Genomic DNA, 16754 nt, shown 5'->3' on the forward strand with positions numbered 1-16754 from the left:
GATCGAGCAAAATACAGGCTCAGGAATCCGCCTTTCGGGCAATGCGGGCTATGCCGGTGCTCCGGGCAGGATTAGGAGGTTCTCCTAACCTGCGAGAGTCGAATGGGCCTCAACCTGCTGCTGGTCGAAGATGACGCCACGCTTGCCGCGAGCATGGTCGAGGAACTGGAGACGTTCGGCCACAGCATCATCGTCGCGCCCGACGGTCAGGCCGCGATCGGAGCGGTAGCCGATGCCGCGTTCGACGCGATCATCCTCGATCGGATGCTGCCCGTCTTCGACGGCGTGTCGGTCCTGACCCGCCTGCGCCGCGAGGGCGTGATCGTGCCCGTCATCATGCTGACCGCGCTCGGCCGATCGGTGGAGAAGGTCGAGGGGCTGGAGGCGGGGGCGGACGATTATGTCGTCAAGCCGGTTGCCGCGGAGGAACTGAATGCGCGCCTCCACGCGCTGATCCGCGCGCGACGCTGGAATGTCGAGCGCGATGCGGACACGCTGCGCGCCGGCAACCTGACGATCAGCCCGGCCAAGTTCCGCGCGTGGCGCGACGGCAAGCCGATCGATCTGCCCAAGGTCGAGTTCAACCTGCTGGCCGAACTGGCGCGCAATGCCGACACGGTGATGACCCGCGCCATGCTGATCGAGCGGGTCTGGGGCTATGACTTCGAGCCGACGACCAACATCGTCGACACCTATATCCGCCGGCTGCGGGTGCGGCTGATGGCGGATGGCGGCGAGGATCCGATCCTGACGGTGCGCGGCGTCGGCTACACGCTGAAGGGCTGAGCGTGCGCCTGCGCTCGCTCAAGGCGCTGACCGCCGCATTCCTGGCGGTCTTCCTCGGGGTGACGATCGCCACCGGATTGATGGTCAATGCCGCGAGCAGGTCGACGATCGCACGGTTGGTCGACCAGCGCATCGCCACCGAGAGCAGCAACGTGATCGGACCATCACCGGTCGATCCGGTTCGGATCGCCGCACGGATCGAGGAGTTCGCCCAGCAGCGCGACACGGGCGATATCGGGTTCGAGCTTCGTGACGGGTCGGGCTGGCACATTGCGGGGAACGTCAGACTCGATCGGCGCCTTCCGATCGGCTTCTCCACAATCGGCGAGAGCGACCAGATCAAGGGGCTGAGCCACGGCCGAGCGCTGGTGCGGGACATCGGCAACGGCATGACGTTGACGACCATCGCGGAAACCGAGCCGTTCGATCACTATAATAGCGAGCGCATCCGAATCTACCTGATCGGGTTCGGGTCGATCATCGTCGTTGTGATCGCCGCGACCTTCCTGTTCGGGCGGATCGTGTCGCGCCGGATCGCGGCGCTTCGGGCGACCGCCAATGCGATCATCGATGGCGACCTGCAGCGCCGCGTCCCGACCGACGGCAGCGACAGCGAGTTCGACCGCCAGGCGCAGACCTTCAACCGGATGCTCGACCGGATCGGCGAGCTGATGGTGGAAATCGGCAATTTGTCCAACGACATCGCGCATGATCTTCGCACGCCGTTGGCGCGATTGCGTGCACAGTTGCTTCGCCTTTCGCGTCGTGCCGTGGATGACGGACTGCGCGACGAGATCGACCGGGCGATCGAGCAGAGCGACGAGATCCTGGCGATGTTCGCCGCGATGCTGCGTATTGCCGAGATCGAGGGCGGTGCGCGGCGGGCGGGGTTTGCTCCGATCGATCTGGCCGTGCTGGTCGAGGAGGTGGGCACCACGATGGCGCCGATCGCCGAGGAGGAGGGCCGCGAGGTGATCGTTACGGCGGGTGAGCCTGCTCCGTTGGTCGGCGATCGCCAGTTGCTCAGCCAGGCGCTGATCAACCTCATCGAGAACGGCATCCGCCACACGCCGGCGGGCAGCAGGATCCACGTGTCGGTGCATGTCGATGCGGGCCATGTGACGCTCCGCGTCGCCGATGACGGTCCGGGGATCGCGCCGGACCAGCAGCACGTGGCGCTGCGCCGCTTCGGGCGGGTGGATGCCAGCCGTTCGCGGCCCGGCCATGGCCTGGGGCTGCCGCTGGTCGCGGCGATCGCGCGGCTGCATGGCGGCAGCGTCGAACTGGTCGATGCCGACCCCGGCCTGGCGGTGTCGATGTTGTTGCCGCGAGCTGCCGAAGTACCGGACATGAAAAAGGGGTGACGCCATCGGCGCCACCCCTGAAGGTTCACTTCCTCTCGCGTCAGAAGCTCACGGTGCCCTCTAGGCCGAAGGTCCGCGGCGCGTTGAAGTTGCCGTAGTCGCCCAGCACGTTGCTGATGCTGCCGGTCAGGCTGGGCAGGCTGTTCGACGGATCGCGGCGATAGACATGCGCCTCGTTGAACAAGTTACGCGACCAGGCGGCGACGGTCAGCTTGTTGCCGCCGCGACCCAGGTCGATATCGGCCAGCGAGATCCGGCCGTTGACGATGAAGGACGGATCGTTCTTCGTCGCGAACTGGTCGAAGCTCTGGGTCGACTGGGCATAGTTGCCGTCCAGATGCAGCTTGAGCGTCGCGCCGCCGACCTCGGTCGAATAGTCGATCGCGCCACTCGCCGCGTTGCGCGGCGTGTAGACGATATAGACCTTCTGGGTAACTCCGGTGAACGGGTTCAGCACCGGCGGGATGTCGGTATAGGTATAGGCATAGGAAGCGTTGAGCGTCAGTCCGCGGGCGGGGCTGACGGTTAGATCCGCCTCGATGCCGCGGATTTTCGTGGTGCCCGGGGCGTTGATCGTCTCGACCGTATTGCGGTTTGAGTTGGTGATCGCATCGAACGACACCGAGCTGAAATCGACCTGGCTGCCTTTGCGGTCCATTACATAGCCGGCAAGGTTTAGCCGGACGCGGCGGTCGAGGAACTCGCTCTTCACGCCGACCTCGTACGACGTCGCATCCTCCGGCCCGAACTGGCGATAGGTGACCGATCGCGAGCTGGCGCCCCCGGCGCGGTAGCCGGTCGAGTATTTTGCATAGACGTTGATGTTCGGCGCCGCGTCCCAGGCCAGCACAACCAGCGGATTGAACCGGCTGCTATGCTGTTCATAGGTGTAGGGGCGGGCGATGTTGTTGACGATGTAGAGATCGCCCGACTTGTCGTCCCAGGTGCCGCGGCCGCCCAGCGTCAGGTGGAGAATGTCCATGGGCGAATAGGTGACCTGGCCGAAGACCGCATAGCTTTTTGCAAGCGCACGGCTGGCGCGGTCGATCGAGCGGCTGCCTGGCTGCTGCGAAGTCGGGTCGTTGATCGTGTAGCCGGTGCCGGTCGAGTTCCACGTGTTCGAGTTCGGCGTCGCGGCATCGTCGCGGGCGCTCTCGTTGAAATAATAGAGACCGGCGACATAGTCGAAAGCGCCCGAATGGCCGACCGCCTGGAGTTCCTGGCTGAACTGGTGCTGATACAGGTCGGCCAAGCTGTAGCGGCTGAACGCGCCGCCCGGGGCGTACACCGGCGGGCGGTGCGCGCCGCCGCTATTGTCCCATTGTTCGGAACTGACGCCGCGCCATGCGGTGATCGAGCGGAGTTCGAGCCCCGGCGCCACGTCCCAGCGCAGATTGGCGGTATAGCCATGCGTCCGGTCGACGCTGGGCTGCTGCGGCACGCCGATGTCCGCCACGTCCATTCGCGACGTGCCGTTGACCACGACGATCGAGGGCACCGGCTTCACCGAACCGCTCAGGGTCGTGGTGTTCGTACCGGGCAGGACGCAGGTCGATCCGGCGGTCACCGGACCGGCGGTGCAGCCATTGGGATTGACGTTCAGTAGCTGGCTGTAGAACGGCGAATTCGCGTCATAGCCGACGTCGTAGGATAGGTCGGCGGTGATGTTGCTCGTCGGGGTCCAGCGGGCGGCGACGCGCAGGCCGCGGCGATCGAAATAGTTCCAGCCGGTCTGGCCGGCCAGCGGGTTCTTGGTCGTCGGGCCCTGATACTGGAGGACGCCGTCGACCTTCACCGCGACATTGGCGACCTCGGGCAGGTCGACGTGCAGCGCGCCGTTATAGCCGCCATAATTGGCGATGCCCGCGGTCACCCGCCCGTCGAACTCACCGGTCGGCGCCTTGGACACGATGCTGAGCGCGCCGCCTTCGGTGTTGCGGCCGAACAAGGTGCCCTGCGGGCCCTTCAGCACCTCGATCCGGTCGATGTCGAACAGGGCGGCGTTCAGGCCGTGCTGGCGACCGAGATAGACGCCGTCGAGATAGACGCCGACGCCCTGTTCGCGGGCGGGCTGGTTCGCATCGAGCGGAACGATGCCGCGGATGCCGATGGTGAGGGCGGTCTGGCGCGCCTCGAACGTCGCCACGCGCAGGCTGGGCACGGCGCCATCGGCCAGGTCGAGCAGGCTCTGGACGTGGCGATTGGCCAGCGCCTCGCTGTTGACGACCGCGATCGCGATTGGCGTCTTCTGGAGGTTGGTCTCACGCTTCGTCGCGGTCACGACGATCTCGTTCAGCTGGCCGTCGTCACCGGCGCCGGTGTCGTCGGAAGGTTGTGCCGCGACGCTGTCCGCCTTCGGCGCGTCGTCCGGCCCGGTGCCCGCCGCAAGGGCAGGGGAGGCAATCGCCGCCAGGGCGGCACCGCCAAGAAGCGCCGAGATAAAAGACCCTTTGATGTTTCGCATTTCATTCCCCGCATAGGTCCAGCTGATGCCGGTTCGCGAGGCGGGCCTCTAAGTACTATCGGCGACACTAATGTTTCATTGAATGAAACATTAAAATAGCAGTCCGTACATTTTCATTACATCTTGTAAGAGCGTTATGAAAATATTGTATTGTGGATAGATTAGTTATATATATGTTTTGCCTCACGCATCGAATATCAAATATTTGATGTGTTACAAATTGCACTGTTTTTTGGTATATTCGCAGATGGTGAAATGATTTTGATCCTCGCTTGTCACCAAGGGTGGAGCGTTCCAGGTTTTTTTAGATCGCTGATGATCGGGTGGTCGCTCATATTCGGGTTGGTTGACGGCGCGCAGCGAACGGCAGCCTGTGTGGGTCCGGCGGCATTGGCGCGATCCGCCTGTGCCACCGTCCTGTCACCGGATCTGCATGGCGGCGCTTCGAACTGTCACGATCCGGCCCGCGGACTGTAACGCTTCCCCGCTAGCTGCTGCCGGGCCGACGCTCTGCGCGGCCAACAGCACATCAGGGGAAGCAATGAAAACTCTCGTAGGCGCGAGCCTTATCGCGCTGCAATTCGCATGCGTGTCCGCCATGGCACAGCCGGTCGATAACGATCCGCATGTCGATGGCGAACAGGATATCATCGTGGTCACCGGCACCCGCGACCGATCGCGGACGCAGTTCGACACGCTGGCGCCGGTCGACGCGCTGCCGGCGGAACTCGTTCGATCGAGCGTGTCGGGCGACCTGAACGATACGCTTGCGCAGTTGCTGCCCTCGTTCAACGTCCAGCGGCTGCCGGCGGCGGACGGTCAGGCGTTCGTCCGTCCCGCAACGCTGCGCGGCCTGTCGTCGGACCAGACGCTCGTGCTGGTGAATGGCAAGCGCTACCACCGCTCCGCGCTGCTCGGGACGCGCGGCGCGCAGTCGGTGGATATCGCCAGCATCCCGTCGTTGGCGATCAAGCGGATCGAGGTGCTGCGCGATGGTGCAGCCGCGCAATATGGATCGGATGCGATCGCCGGGGTGATCAACATCATCCTGGAGGACCAGCCGGGCATGAACAGCTTCGCCCAGTTCTCGCAATATTATCAGGGCGACGGCAACGAGTATCGCGGCGGCATGCGCGGCGGCATTGCGCTGGGTGATCGCGGCAGCATCGTCTTCACCGGCCAGTATGACAAGTCTGAGGCCACCTCGCGCACCCGCCAGCGGCCCGATGCGATCGCCTTCCAGGCAGCGAATCCCGGCCTGGCGGTTCCCAATCCGGTCCAGCGCTGGGGCCAGCCCGACGAGACCCGCCTTCGCGGCGCGGTCGATGCGAAATATGAATTCTCCGACGCGTTCGAGCTTTATGGCTTTGCGACCGCACAGTCGGGTGAGGGCGTCACCGACTTCAACTGGCGCAATCCGGTCGGCACCGGCAGCGTCTATAATGCCAGCACGGTCTTTCCGGGCTTCTCGTTCCGCACTCTCTATCCGGCCGGGTTCACCCCGCGCTTCTCGACCGACTATGACGATATCCAGACCAATGGCGGCGTTCGCGGGTCGTTGAGCGATGCGTTCACCTATGATCTGAGCGCTTCGTACGGCCGCAGCACCATCGATTATGGCATGCAGGAAAGCCTGAACGCATCGATGGGCCCGCTGAGCCCGACGAACTTCTATATCGGCGCGCTGGAGCAGCGCGAGTTCAACCTCAACGCCGACTTCGTCTATCGCCTGCCGGTCGGGTCGGGCGAGCCGATCAACATCGCCTTCGGTGCCGAACGTCGCCGGGAGACCTATCAGGTCATGGCGGGCGACGTGGCGTCCTACCTGATCGGCCCGGGAGCGGCCACCGGCCTGGCTTCGGGATCGAACGGCTTTCCCGGCTTCGGGCCCGACCGGGTCGGGACCTGGAGCCAGACCAGCTACGCCAGCTATGTCGACATGGAGTGGAAGCCGGTCGAGATGGTGACGCTGGGCGCCGCCGGGCGTTACGAGGATTATTCGTCCTTCGGCGACACGTTCAACTACAAGCTTGCCGGGCGCATCGATCCGGTCGACGGGCTGGGTATTCGCGCAACCTATTCGACCGGCTTCCGCGCGCCGACCCCGGCGCAGTTGAACACGCGGGCGACGACCCAGGGGCTCGATACGAATACGTTGACGATCTTTACCCAGGGGCGGCTGTCGCCCAGCGACCCGCTGGCGATCGCCTTGGGTGCCAAACCGCTGACCCCGGAAAAGTCCAAGACGATCACTGCCGGCCTGACCTTCCGCACCGGCTTTGGCCTGACCGGCAGCGTCGATGCCTATCAGATCACGCTTACCGACCGGTTCAGCCAGTCGCGCACCTTTGCGGTGCCGACGAGCTTCCCCAATCCGGAAGGGTTCACCTCTGTCAGCTATTTCACCAACGACTTCGATACCCGCACGCGCGGGATCGACGTGGTGCTGGGCTATGCGCGCGCGCTGTTCGGGGGCCGGGTGAATGCGAATCTGGCGCTCAACTATAATAGGACGAAGGTGCTGAGCGGGGCGACCGCTGCGGTGCCGAACGACACCCAGCGTCGCGTATTCGAAGAGCGCCTGCCCACGACCAACGCGACCGCCACGCTGGGCTATGAGATTGCCGGTTTCGACGTGCTGGCGAGGGGGCGCTTCTACGGCCCCTGGACCGATGTGTCGGGAAATGCGACCGGCGAGCTGTTCCAGCGGTTCGGGAGCATGGCGCTGTTCGACATCTCGGTGGGCTATCGGTTCGACGAGCATTTCTCGCTGCGCGCAGGCGCCGAGAATGTGTTCGACAGCTATCCCGACGAGGCGACGAACCAGGCGGTGCGCGGGCTGATCTATTCGCGCAACGCTCCTTACGACACCGACGGCGGCCAATATTATGTCCGCCTTGGGGTGACCTTCTGATGGCGGGCGGCCGCATTTGTCGGCGGGGGCTGCTCGGTGCGGGCATCGCCGTGCCGCTTGTCTCGCACGCGGGTGGTGCGGCCGCCGCTTCGCTCGATGGCGAAGACGAGGCGTTCTGGCGCGGGATCGCCAGGGAATATGACGTCACCGACAAGGTCATTCAGGTCGAGAACGGCAATTGGGGGATGATGCCGCGGCCGGTGCTGCAGGCTTATGAAGAACAGGTACGGCGGGTAAATCGCGATACCAGCTTCTACACCCGGCGGACGATGGCACCCGACTGGATGGCGGCGCGGGCCAGCGTCGCCGGTGCGATGGGGGTGCCGGTCGAGGAGATGGCCTTCACCCGCAACGCCACCGAGGCGCTGAAGGCGCTGATCCTGGGCTATAACCGGCTGAAGCCCGGCGATGCGGTGCTCTATGCCGATCTCGATTATGACAGCATGCAGGCGTGCATGGAAAGCCTGGGCCCGCGGCGGGGCGTGCGGGTGGTGCGGATCGCGCTGCCCGAGCCGGCAACCAAGCAGGGGCTGATCGACGCCTATGCCGAGGCGTTCGCGGCGCATCCCGCGATCCGCATGGTGCTGCTCACGCGGGTCAGTCATCGCACCGGGCTGGCGATCCCGGTGCGGGAGATCGCCGCACTGGCGCGGGCCAAGGGGATCGATGCGATCGTCGATGCCGCGCACAGCTGGTATCAGGTCGATGGCGATATCGCGTCGCTCGACTGCGATTTCGTCGCGGTGAACTGCCACAAATGGCTGGGCGCGCCGCTGGGCGTTGGCGCCATCCATATCCGCAAGGCTGCGCTAGACCGGATCGATCCCGATCCGGCGAATGACGGCGCCATGGGAATCGCGGCGCGGGTGCATACCGGAACGAGCGATTTCGCCGCGATCCTGACCGCGCCCGAGGCGGTCGCCTTTCATGCGCGGATCGGCGCGGCGCGACGTGAAGCGCGGCTTCGCGCGCTGCGCGATCGCTGGGTGTCGCAGGTGAGGGGGATCGAGCGGGTTCAGGTGCTGACGCCCGACGATCCCGAACTGCACGGGGCGATCACCTCGTTCCGGCTGGCGGGCGTGACCAGTGTGGCGCACAATGCCCGGCTGGCGGCGCGGCTGCTGGAGCGGCATGCGATCTTCACTGTCCACCGGACCGGCGTGGCGCAGGGCGCGTGCGTGCGGGTGACACCTGCATTGTTCAACGATATGGCGCAGATGGACGCCGTTGCCGCCGCGATTGCGGAGGTGGCGCGGACGTTCGACGCGTAGCGCACGGTTGGCGCCGCGCGGAACCAACCCCTTCCAAGCGAGCCCCGTGACCCGACCCTTCTATCAGACCCGTATGGGCGTGTTCGCGCTGGCCACCTTATGCTGCGCGCTGTGGGGCAGCGCCTATCCGGCGATCAAGCGCGGCTATGCGATGCTCCATATCGGCGCGTCGGATGTGGCGAGCCAGATGCTGTTCGCAGGCGTGCGGTTCGCGCTGGCGGGTGCGATCCTCCTGCTGGTCGCCGCTGCGCTGCGCCGGCCCATCTTCGACATGGGCGATCGCAGTTTCGGACAGGTCGCGCTGCTGGGCCTGACCCAGACCGCGGCGCAATATGTCTTCTTCTATATCGGGCTGGCGCATGCCAGCGGGGTGAAGTCGTCGATCCTCAACGCGACCGGCGTGTTCTTCAGCGTGGTACTGGCGCACTTCATCTATTCGGACGACCGGTTGAGCACGCGCAAGGCGCTGGGCTGCCTGATCGGCTTTACCGGTGTCGTCGTGGTCAATCTGCGCCATGGCAGTTTCAGCTTCGACTTCGCGCTGCTGGGCGAGGGGTTCGTCACCATCGCGGCCTTCGTGCTGGCGGCGGCCTCGATCTATGGCAAGCATCTATCGCGCGGCATGGACGTGATGGTGATGACCGGCTGGCAGCTGCTGATCGGCGGGCTTATTCTGACCGTGGGCGGCGTGGCGGGCAGCGGCCATCTCGACGGCTTGAACATCGCATCGGGCGCGCTGCTACTCTACATGGCGCTGCTGTCGTCGATCGCCTTCGCCGTGTGGAGCCTGTTGCTCAAGCATCACCCGGTAGGACTCATCGCCGCGTTCAACTTCCTGATCCCTGTGTTCGGGGTGGCGCTGTCGGCGATCTTCCTGGGCGAATCGCTGCTGAGCTGGAGCTACCTGGCGGCGCTGCTGCTGGTGTGCGTCGGCATCTGGCTGGTGACGCGGGCGCCAAGACGGGCCTGAGGCGCCCGGCCGCGATGGACCGGGCGCCCGCGCCGGATCAGGCGAGCGTCCGCACCTTGGACTCGCGGTCGTAGAAGCGCCGGGCCGCGGCCTTGACGAACCCGTCGTCGAGACCGGTGACGCCGTCATCCGTCTCGACGCCTGCCTTGTCGAGCAGCGGCTGGGCGGCATCGCTTGCACCGATCGCCTTGAGATGACCGAATGCGTCCATCACGAACTGAACCGCCGCGCCCTCGTTCAGCAGCGCCTTGCAGCCGTCCTCCGACAGGACCACCGCCACCGCGTCGAACAGTTGCGACGGGGTGCCCGCCAGTTGGCCATCGGCCTTGCGCGTGCTACCGTCCGACAGTTTCGCACCGCCGACCTTCGGCGCGACGATCACGGGCTTGCCCTTGGCGCCATCGACTGCGGCGATGACCGCATCAAGCGCCGCCGCGTCGGTGCCGTCGGCGATCAGGATGCCGACCGCACGCCCCTCCAGCGTTTCCTTCATGTTGCGATGGATCGACAGCGCTTCGGATGGCTTCATGTCGACCGGTTCGCGCGCAGGCTCGGCTTTCGGCGGAAGGTCGATGCCCAGGCCATCCGCAACCCGCTTGGCCAGGTCCTCGTCGACATTGCGCAAGTTCGCCACCATCCGAGGCGGCACCTGGTCGAGCAGCCCGACCTTGGACAGCTCGAATACGAAGGACGAAGCGATATGCGCCTGCTCGCTCTCGGTCTGAGAGCGGTAGAAGAGGCGCGCCTGGCTATAGTGATCGGCGAATCGCTCCGCGCGGATGCGCAGCTTGTCGCCCGTCTCGTCGGGACCGGTGGCGGCATTGGCGGTGGCGAAGCCGCGCGTTGGGCTTTCGCGCGAGCCGCCTTCCTCGCCGTGCGCGGCCAGGCTGTTCGGCTCGTAATTGGCGCGACCCTTGGGCACCTGCGTCTGCATCAGTCCGTCGCGCTGGAAATTGCCGAACGGGCAGCGCGGCGCGTTGACCGGGATCTGGTGGAAGTTGGTCGTGCCCAGCCGCGACTTCTGCGTGTCCATATAGCTGAACAGCCGCCCCTGGAGCAGCGGGTCGTTCGAGAAGTCGATGCCCGGCACGATGTTGGTCGGAAGGAACGCGACCTGCTCGGTCTCGGCAAAGAAATTGTCGACGTTGCGGTTCAGCGTCATCCGGCCGATGATCCGCACCGGCACATCCTCTTCCGGGATCAGCTTCGTCGCATCGAGCACATCGTAGGGCTGGGCATCGGCGAAGGCCTGGTCGAACACCTGAATGCCCAGTTCCCACTCCGGAAAGGCGCCGGTGTCGATCGCCTCGAACAGGTCGCGGCGCTGATAGTCATTGTCCGCCGCCTGAAGCTTCAGCGCCTCGTCCCAGATCGTCGATTGCAGCCCAAGCTTCGGCTTCCAATGGAACTTGACGAAGCTCGCCTTGCCCTCCGCATTGACCAGCTTGAACGTGTGGACGCCGAACCCCTCCATCGTGCGAAAGCTGCGCGGCAGCGTCCGGTCCGACATCGCCCACATCAGCATGTGGGTCGTCTCGGGCATCAGCGACGCCCAGTCCCAGAAGGTGTCGTGCGCGCTGCCGGCCTGGGGATAGCCGCGATCGGCCTCCATCTTCACCGCATGGACCAGGTCGGGAAACTTGATCGCGTCCTGGATGAAGAAGACCGGGATGTTGTTGCCGACCAGGTCCCAATTGCCTTCGCGGGTGTAGAATTTGACCGCAAAGCCGCGCACGTCGCGCGGCGTGTCGACCGATCCGGCACCGCCGGCGACTGTCGAGAAGCGCACGAAGACTTCGGTCTTTTCGCCCTTGGTGAACACCGCGGCGCGGGTCAGGTCGCTGATGTCGTCGGTCGCCTCGAACACGCCGTGCGCGCCCGATCCGCGGGCATGGACGATCCGCTCCGGGATGCGCTCATGGTCGAAATGGAAGATCTTCTCGCGGAGGATGAAATCCTCGAGCAGCGTCGGGCCGCGCTCGCCGGACTTCAGGCTGTTCTGATTGTCCGAGATCGGCATGCCATGATTGGTCGTCAGCACCGCCTCGTCTTGCGCGTGCTGGTGGGTTTCGCCACCATTGCCGGTGGTGCGTGTAATCGGATCGGTCATGATGATTTCCCTCGATGGCCGCAGGCCGGCGCTATCGGGGTAACGTATGATAGGGGTGCTATTTCCCTGATGATGCAAACATTTATCCGGATCGTCGGGATAGAGATGTCTAACATGAAGTCGGCGTCGGGGAACAGCCGCAGCGCGTTGACAATTTGCCAAGCCGGATGCTTAAATCGCCTGATGGGGACGGCGGTCTCCCCACGAGGCGACAGCCGAAGCATCGCGTCCTGAATTTGCGGAAGGACGCCCATGCCCCTGTTGAATACCATCGCACCCGACAAGCTTGTCCGCCTGATCGGCTTGCCCACCGCACCCGTCATCATCGATCTGGCCGAGACGCCACGCCAATCTCTCATTCCCGGATCGATCGCCAGGTCGGGGCGCGAAGTCGATCGCTGGGCCGCGACGCTGGCCGGGTTGGCTTCGGTGATCGTCGATGAGGATGGCAGGGGCGCTGCGTCGGGCGTCGCCGCATGGCTGCGCAGCGAGGGCGTGGCGGCCGAGGCGCTGGACGGCGGCCATGCTGCGTGGTGCGCGGCCGACCTGCCGCTGATCCCGGCGGCCAGATTACCGCGACGCGACGGGCAGGGGCGCACCTTGTGGGTGACGCGTGCCCGACCGAAGGTCGACCGCATCGCCTGTCCATGGCTCATCCGGCGCTTCATCGATCCGGAAGCGCGCTTCCTGTTCGTACCGCCGGCGGACGTGCTGAACGCGGCCCGGGAATTGGAGGCTACGCCGTTCGATATTGCGCATGAGGCGGTATTTTGGAGCCATCGCGGCGATCGATGCACGTTCGACCTGATGGTCGATGAACTGGGTCTGGGTGCCTTTCCGGCACTGGGCCATCTGGCCGCGATCGTACGGGGCGCGGATACGGGCAGGCCGGACCTGGCGCCCGAGGCGGCGGGGCTGCTCGCGGTATCGCTCGGCCTGTCTCGCAATCATGCGGATGATCTGGAACAGCTGGAGGCGGGCATGCCCGTCTATGATGCGCTGTACCGATGGTGTCGCGATGCGCGCGGCGAAACGCATGACTGGAGTTCGCACCAGCCGCGCGAGCCGCGGGCATGACCGCCACCCCCGCAGGCGCATCTGCGCCGTTCCGCCCCGCGCCGATCACGCTCGGCCAGGCCTTTCCGGTCTGGCTGCGGATCGCGCTGCTTTCGTTCGGCGGGCCTGCCGGCCAGATCGCGGTGATGCATCGCATCCTGGTCGAGGAGCAGCGATGGATCGGCGAGCAGCGGTTCCTGCACGCGCTCAACTATTGCATGCTGCTGCCGGGGCCGGAGGCGCAGCAACTCGCGACCTATATCGGCTGGCTGATGCACCGGACCTGGGGCGGAATCGTCGCGGGCGTGCTGTTCGTGCTGCCGGGGGCGGCTGCGATCATGGCGCTCAGCTGGATCTATGTCCTCTATGGCCGGGTGGGGATCGTCTCGGCGCTGTTCTTCGGGCTGAAGGCGGCGGTGCTGGCGGTCGTCGTCCAGGCAGTGATCCGGATCGGCAGCCGAGCGCTGAAGAGCATTGGTGCGCGGTTGCTCGCTGCCGCGGCGTTCGTGCTGATCTTCTGTCTGGGCGTGCCGTTTCCGGTGATCGTGTTTGGCGCGGGCCTTGTCGGATGGTGGTCGACGCGCGCGGGCTGGGCGGCGTTCGGCGGCGGTGGCGGGCATCGGGCCAGCAGCGGGCCGCAGGTCGCGGATGCCGATACGCTGCTGGGTGAAGAATTGCCGGACCATGCAAGGCCGAGCTGGCGTGAGACGCTGCGCACCACGGTCATCTGGCTGGCGCTGTGGCTGGTGCCGGTGTTTGCGCTGCTGGTGCTGCTCGGTCCTGACAATGTCTTCAGCCGGATCGCCACCTTCTTCTCGATCATGGCGACGGTCACGTTTGGCGGCGCCTATGCCGTGCTTGCCTATGTCGCGCAGCAGGCGGTGGAGCACTATGGCTGGCTTCAGCCGCGCGAGATGCTCGATGGTCTGGGGATGGCGGAGACGACACCGGGGCCGCTGATCATGGTGTTGCAGTTTGTCGGCTTCCTGGGCGCCTTTCGCGGCGAGACAGGGCTCGATCCATTGCTGGCGGCGACGCTGGGCGGGCTGCTGGCGACATGGGTAACGTTCACGCCCTGCTTCCTTTGGATCTTCCTGGGCGCGCCCTACATCGAGCGGTTGCGCGGCAACGCGGCGGTATCGGGTGCGCTGTCGGCGATCACCGCCTCGGTGGTCGGCGTGGTGCTCAGCCTGGCGGTGTGGTTCGCGCTGCATACGCTGTTCCGTGCCACCGCGCCTGTCCTACTGGGGCCGATCCGCTTCGACGCGCCGCTGATCGCGACGTTGGACCCATGGGCGTTGGCGCTGACGGTGCTGGCAGTGATCGCGATCTTCGTCCTGCGCGCAGGGGTGATCACCACCTTGCTTGCCGTGTCCGGGGCCGGTGTGATTCTTCATCTGGTCGGCTGGATTGCCTGATGCGTCTCCGGTGGAGCACAGCCATGGTCGCGTGTGGCCTCGCCCTATCCGCGCAGGCGCAGGAGACGGCTCCACCCGAAGGCTTTTCGATCTCGGGCACGACGCGGTTCCGGATCGAGGCGATCGACGGCCAGGCACGGACGGGTTTCAACGAGTCGGACCGGCTGGTGAACCTGCGCACCACGCTGCTCGGCGAGTATCGCGACGGGCCGGTCCGCCTTGCTGCGGAACTGTGGGACAGCCGGGTCTATGGCGGCAATGCGGGCTCCCCGATCACCGCCAATGAAGTGAACGCAGTCGAGTTCGTCCAGGCGTTCGCAGAAGTTCGCGGCAACGGATTGTTCGGCGCTGGCAGCACTGGATTGCTCCAGCTGGGCCGGTTCACGCTGAACCTCGGCTCGCGGAGGCTGGTGGCGGCGGACGATTATCGCAACACGACCAATGGTTATACCGGCGTTCGCACCGATCTCGGCTGGCGCGGCGGGTGGCGCGCGACGCTGATCTACACGCTGCCGCAGCAACGCAGGCCCGACGATCCGGCGCGGGTTCTGCGCAACGCGGTGGCGATCGACCGTGAGGGTTTCGATCTCGTCCTGTGGGGCGGGGTGGCAAGCAAATCTCGCGCGATCGGACCGGTCACCGCCGAGCTTTCCTTTTTTCATTTTGGTGAGCACGACCGGCCGGGACGTCCGACGCGTGATCGCGCGCTCGACACGGTTGCGCTGCGACTGATGACCGACCCGGCGCCGGGCCGCGTCGATGTCGAGTTGGAAGGCGCGTTCCAGACCGGGCACGTCTCGACGAGCCTTTCTGCGGCCGCGCCGCGTCAGCAGGTTCGCGCCTGGTTTCTCCATGCCGATGCCGGGATCACCCTGGGGGCCGGGTGGAAGCCGCGCGTGGCGATCGAATATGATCATGCCAGCGGCGACGGCCCCGGCGGGACCTATGGACGGTTCGATACGCTGTTCGGCATGCGCCGCGCCGAACTGGCTCCCTCCGGCATCTACGCGGCGTTCGGCCGAACGAACGTCATCAGCCCCGGGCTGCGCGTCGAGGCGACGCCCGGTGCGCGTACCGACGTGCTGATGACCCTGCGACCCCTCTGGCTGGCGGCGCGGGAAGACAGCTTCTCGACCACAGGCGTGCGCGATCCGAGCGGCCGTTCAGGCAGCTATGCCGGGACGCAGATCGACGCCCGCCTGCGACACCGCCTCGCTAAAGGACTGCGGCTGGAGGTCGACACGGTGCTGCTTGCCAAGGGCAGGTTCCTTCGCGAGGCGCCGAACGCGCCGCCGGGACGGTGGACGCGTTACGTGTCGCTGAACGCCACCGCGGCGTTTTGACCGCGATCGGTCGGTCCGGGTGCGAGGGTCCCGGCATAATCGGCCATGACAGATGTTTCGCAGACCGGTATCATGGGGCGAACGCATCACACCTCTTCTTACGGGGCTGATTTGTCGTGAATGCGTTCAAGGAGTTTCGGGCCGCGCTGCGGCCTGTCCTGACCGTCTGCATCATCTCTGTGATGAACGCTGCGCCCGGGATGGCCAATCCGGTCGAGGCACGCAATTTTGCCCTGAAGATCCCGATCGACGACGGGGCGGGCCATCACTTCGCCATGCAGGGCCATATGTGCCTGCCCGAAGGTGTCAGCAAGCCGCGGCTGGTGGTGATCGCCCATGGCTCTCCGCCCAGCGCCGCGGACCGGCCGACGATGCTCCTCGCCGGTTGCCATAGCGAAGCGGTTCAGTGGTTCCTGCATCGCCGCCGCGCCGTCGCGCTGCTGCTCAGGCTCGGCTACGGCGCAACGGGAGGGCCTTGGACCGAGGGCTATGACGGATGCGACAAGGCTGACTTCTACAGGGCGGGGATGGAAACCGCGCGCCAGCTCGACGTGATGGTCGAGACGCTTGCCAGATTGCCGCAACTCGATCCGGACGGCGTCATCGTCGTGGGCCAGTCGGCGGGCGGCTGGGGAACCCTGGCTTATGACAGCATCGGGCATCCGCATGTCGCGGCCTTCATCGACATGGCAGGCGGTCGCGGGGGTCATTATCATGACAAGCCTGACAGCAACTGCCACCCGGAGCGGCTGATCGATGCCGCCTCGCGCTATGGCCGAACGGCAACCTCGCCGGTGCTGTGGATCGCGGCGAGGAATGACAGCTATTTCAGCCCGGAACTCGCCTCATCCATGGCAACGGCGTTCAATCAGGCTGGCGGCAAGGCGCAATTCGAGGCGGTGGGCGCGTTCGGCGAGGACGGCCACCACCTGTTTTTCGGTCGCGACGGCTCGCTGAAATGGGGACCGATTGTCGAGCGTTTCCTCGGATCGATTCCCGACATGCCGTGAAATTGGCCCGCTTACCGATGTCGCGCCAGATAGCAGGTGTTGCGGCGA

11 protein-coding genes are annotated in these 16754 nt (G+C 65.5%); 9 read left to right on the forward strand and 2 right to left on the reverse strand.

Annotation, left to right across the window (positions count from 1 at the left end):
- Positions 1-102 precede the first annotated feature (102 nt).
- The gene (locus tag ACZ1H8_RS18775; protein ID WP_465178740.1) at positions 103-786 is read left to right on the forward strand and encodes a response regulator transcription factor; all 684 of its coding nucleotides are present in this window, start codon (positions 103-105) and stop codon (positions 784-786) included.
- A 2-nt stretch (positions 787-788) separates the two neighbouring features.
- Positions 789-2150 carry a sensor histidine kinase gene (locus ACZ1H8_RS18780; RefSeq protein ID WP_465178741.1) on the forward strand — a complete coding sequence of 454 codons (1362 nt, stop codon included), beginning with the start codon at positions 789-791 and terminating at the stop codon, positions 2148-2150.
- A 40-nt stretch (positions 2151-2190) separates the two neighbouring features.
- On the opposite strand, the gene ACZ1H8_RS18785 is transcribed toward ACZ1H8_RS18780, so the two are convergent.
- The gene (locus ACZ1H8_RS18785; RefSeq protein WP_465178742.1) at positions 2191-4614 is read right to left on the reverse strand and encodes a TonB-dependent receptor; all 2424 of its coding nucleotides are present in this window, start codon (positions 4612-4614) and stop codon (positions 2191-2193) included.
- A gap of 541 nt (positions 4615-5155) precedes the next feature.
- Here ACZ1H8_RS18785 and ACZ1H8_RS18790 point away from each other — a divergent pair.
- From ACZ1H8_RS18790 to ACZ1H8_RS18800, 3 genes are read left to right on the forward strand one after another with little or no spacing between them, the layout of a single operon-like run.
- The gene (locus ACZ1H8_RS18790; protein ID WP_465178743.1) at positions 5156-7528 is read left to right on the forward strand and encodes a TonB-dependent receptor plug domain-containing protein; all 2373 of its coding nucleotides are present in this window, start codon (positions 5156-5158) and stop codon (positions 7526-7528) included.
- Positions 7528-8799, forward strand: coding sequence for an aminotransferase class V-fold PLP-dependent enzyme (locus ACZ1H8_RS18795; RefSeq protein WP_465178744.1), 1272 nt, complete (start codon positions 7528-7530; stop codon positions 8797-8799). The genes ACZ1H8_RS18790 and ACZ1H8_RS18795 overlap by 1 nt, the downstream gene beginning before the upstream one ends.
- A 46-nt stretch (positions 8800-8845) precedes the next feature.
- Positions 8846-9769: a DMT family transporter gene (locus ACZ1H8_RS18800; protein WP_465178745.1), complete on the forward strand. Its 924-nt coding sequence runs from the start codon at positions 8846-8848 to the stop codon at positions 9767-9769.
- A 37-nt stretch (positions 9770-9806) separates the two neighbouring features.
- Here ACZ1H8_RS18800 and ACZ1H8_RS18805 read toward each other — a convergent pair whose 3' ends face one another.
- Positions 9807-11879, reverse strand: coding sequence for a catalase (locus tag ACZ1H8_RS18805; protein ID WP_465178746.1), 2073 nt, complete (start codon positions 11877-11879; stop codon positions 9807-9809).
- Between the two features lie 252 nt (positions 11880-12131).
- Between ACZ1H8_RS18805 and ACZ1H8_RS18810 the strand changes: the two genes are divergently transcribed.
- From ACZ1H8_RS18810 to ACZ1H8_RS18825, 4 genes are all read left to right on the forward strand, one after another.
- Positions 12132-12956, forward strand: a complete 825-nt coding sequence (locus tag ACZ1H8_RS18810; RefSeq protein ID WP_465178747.1) for a chromate resistance protein ChrB domain-containing protein — start codon at positions 12132-12134, stop codon at positions 12954-12956.
- On the forward strand, positions 12953-14353 hold the full coding sequence (gene chrA, locus ACZ1H8_RS18815; RefSeq protein WP_465178749.1) for a chromate efflux transporter: 1401 nt from the start codon (positions 12953-12955) through the stop codon (positions 14351-14353). The genes ACZ1H8_RS18810 and chrA overlap by 4 nt, the downstream gene beginning before the upstream one ends.
- A gap of 23 nt (positions 14354-14376) precedes the next feature.
- Positions 14377-15696 (forward strand): alginate export family protein, encoded by a 1320-nt coding sequence (locus ACZ1H8_RS18820; RefSeq protein WP_465178751.1) that lies wholly within the window; start codon positions 14377-14379, stop codon positions 15694-15696.
- A gap of 116 nt (positions 15697-15812) precedes the next feature.
- The gene (locus ACZ1H8_RS18825) at positions 15813-16706 is read left to right on the forward strand and encodes a dienelactone hydrolase family protein (protein ID WP_465178753.1); all 894 of its coding nucleotides are present in this window, start codon (positions 15813-15815) and stop codon (positions 16704-16706) included.
- Positions 16707-16754: the final 48 nt, after the last annotated feature.

This window comes from Sphingomonas sp. BL-S-25, from assembly GCF_055521555.1.

What these genes read in the sequence shown, in the direction of transcription:
- ACZ1H8_RS18810 (WP_465178747.1), top strand. Translation starts at nt 12,132, where the DNA reads ATGCCCCTGTTGAATACCATCGCACCCGACAAGCTTGTCCGCCTGATC.
- ACZ1H8_RS18805 (WP_465178746.1), bottom strand. Translation starts at nt 11,879, where the DNA reads ATGACCGATCCGATTACACGCACCACCGGCAATGGTGGCGAAACCCAC.
- ACZ1H8_RS18820 (WP_465178751.1), top strand. Translation starts at nt 14,377, where the DNA reads ATGGTCGCGTGTGGCCTCGCCCTATCCGCGCAGGCGCAGGAGACGGCT.
- ACZ1H8_RS18775 (WP_465178740.1), top strand. Translation starts at nt 103, where the DNA reads ATGGGCCTCAACCTGCTGCTGGTCGAAGATGACGCCACGCTTGCCGCG.
- ACZ1H8_RS18795 (WP_465178744.1), top strand. Translation starts at nt 7,528, where the DNA reads ATGGCGGGCGGCCGCATTTGTCGGCGGGGGCTGCTCGGTGCGGGCATC.
- chrA (WP_465178749.1), top strand. Translation starts at nt 12,953, where the DNA reads ATGACCGCCACCCCCGCAGGCGCATCTGCGCCGTTCCGCCCCGCGCCG.
- ACZ1H8_RS18790 (WP_465178743.1), top strand. Translation starts at nt 5,156, where the DNA reads ATGAAAACTCTCGTAGGCGCGAGCCTTATCGCGCTGCAATTCGCATGC.
- ACZ1H8_RS18785 (WP_465178742.1), bottom strand. Translation starts at nt 4,614, where the DNA reads ATGCGAAACATCAAAGGGTCTTTTATCTCGGCGCTTCTTGGCGGTGCC.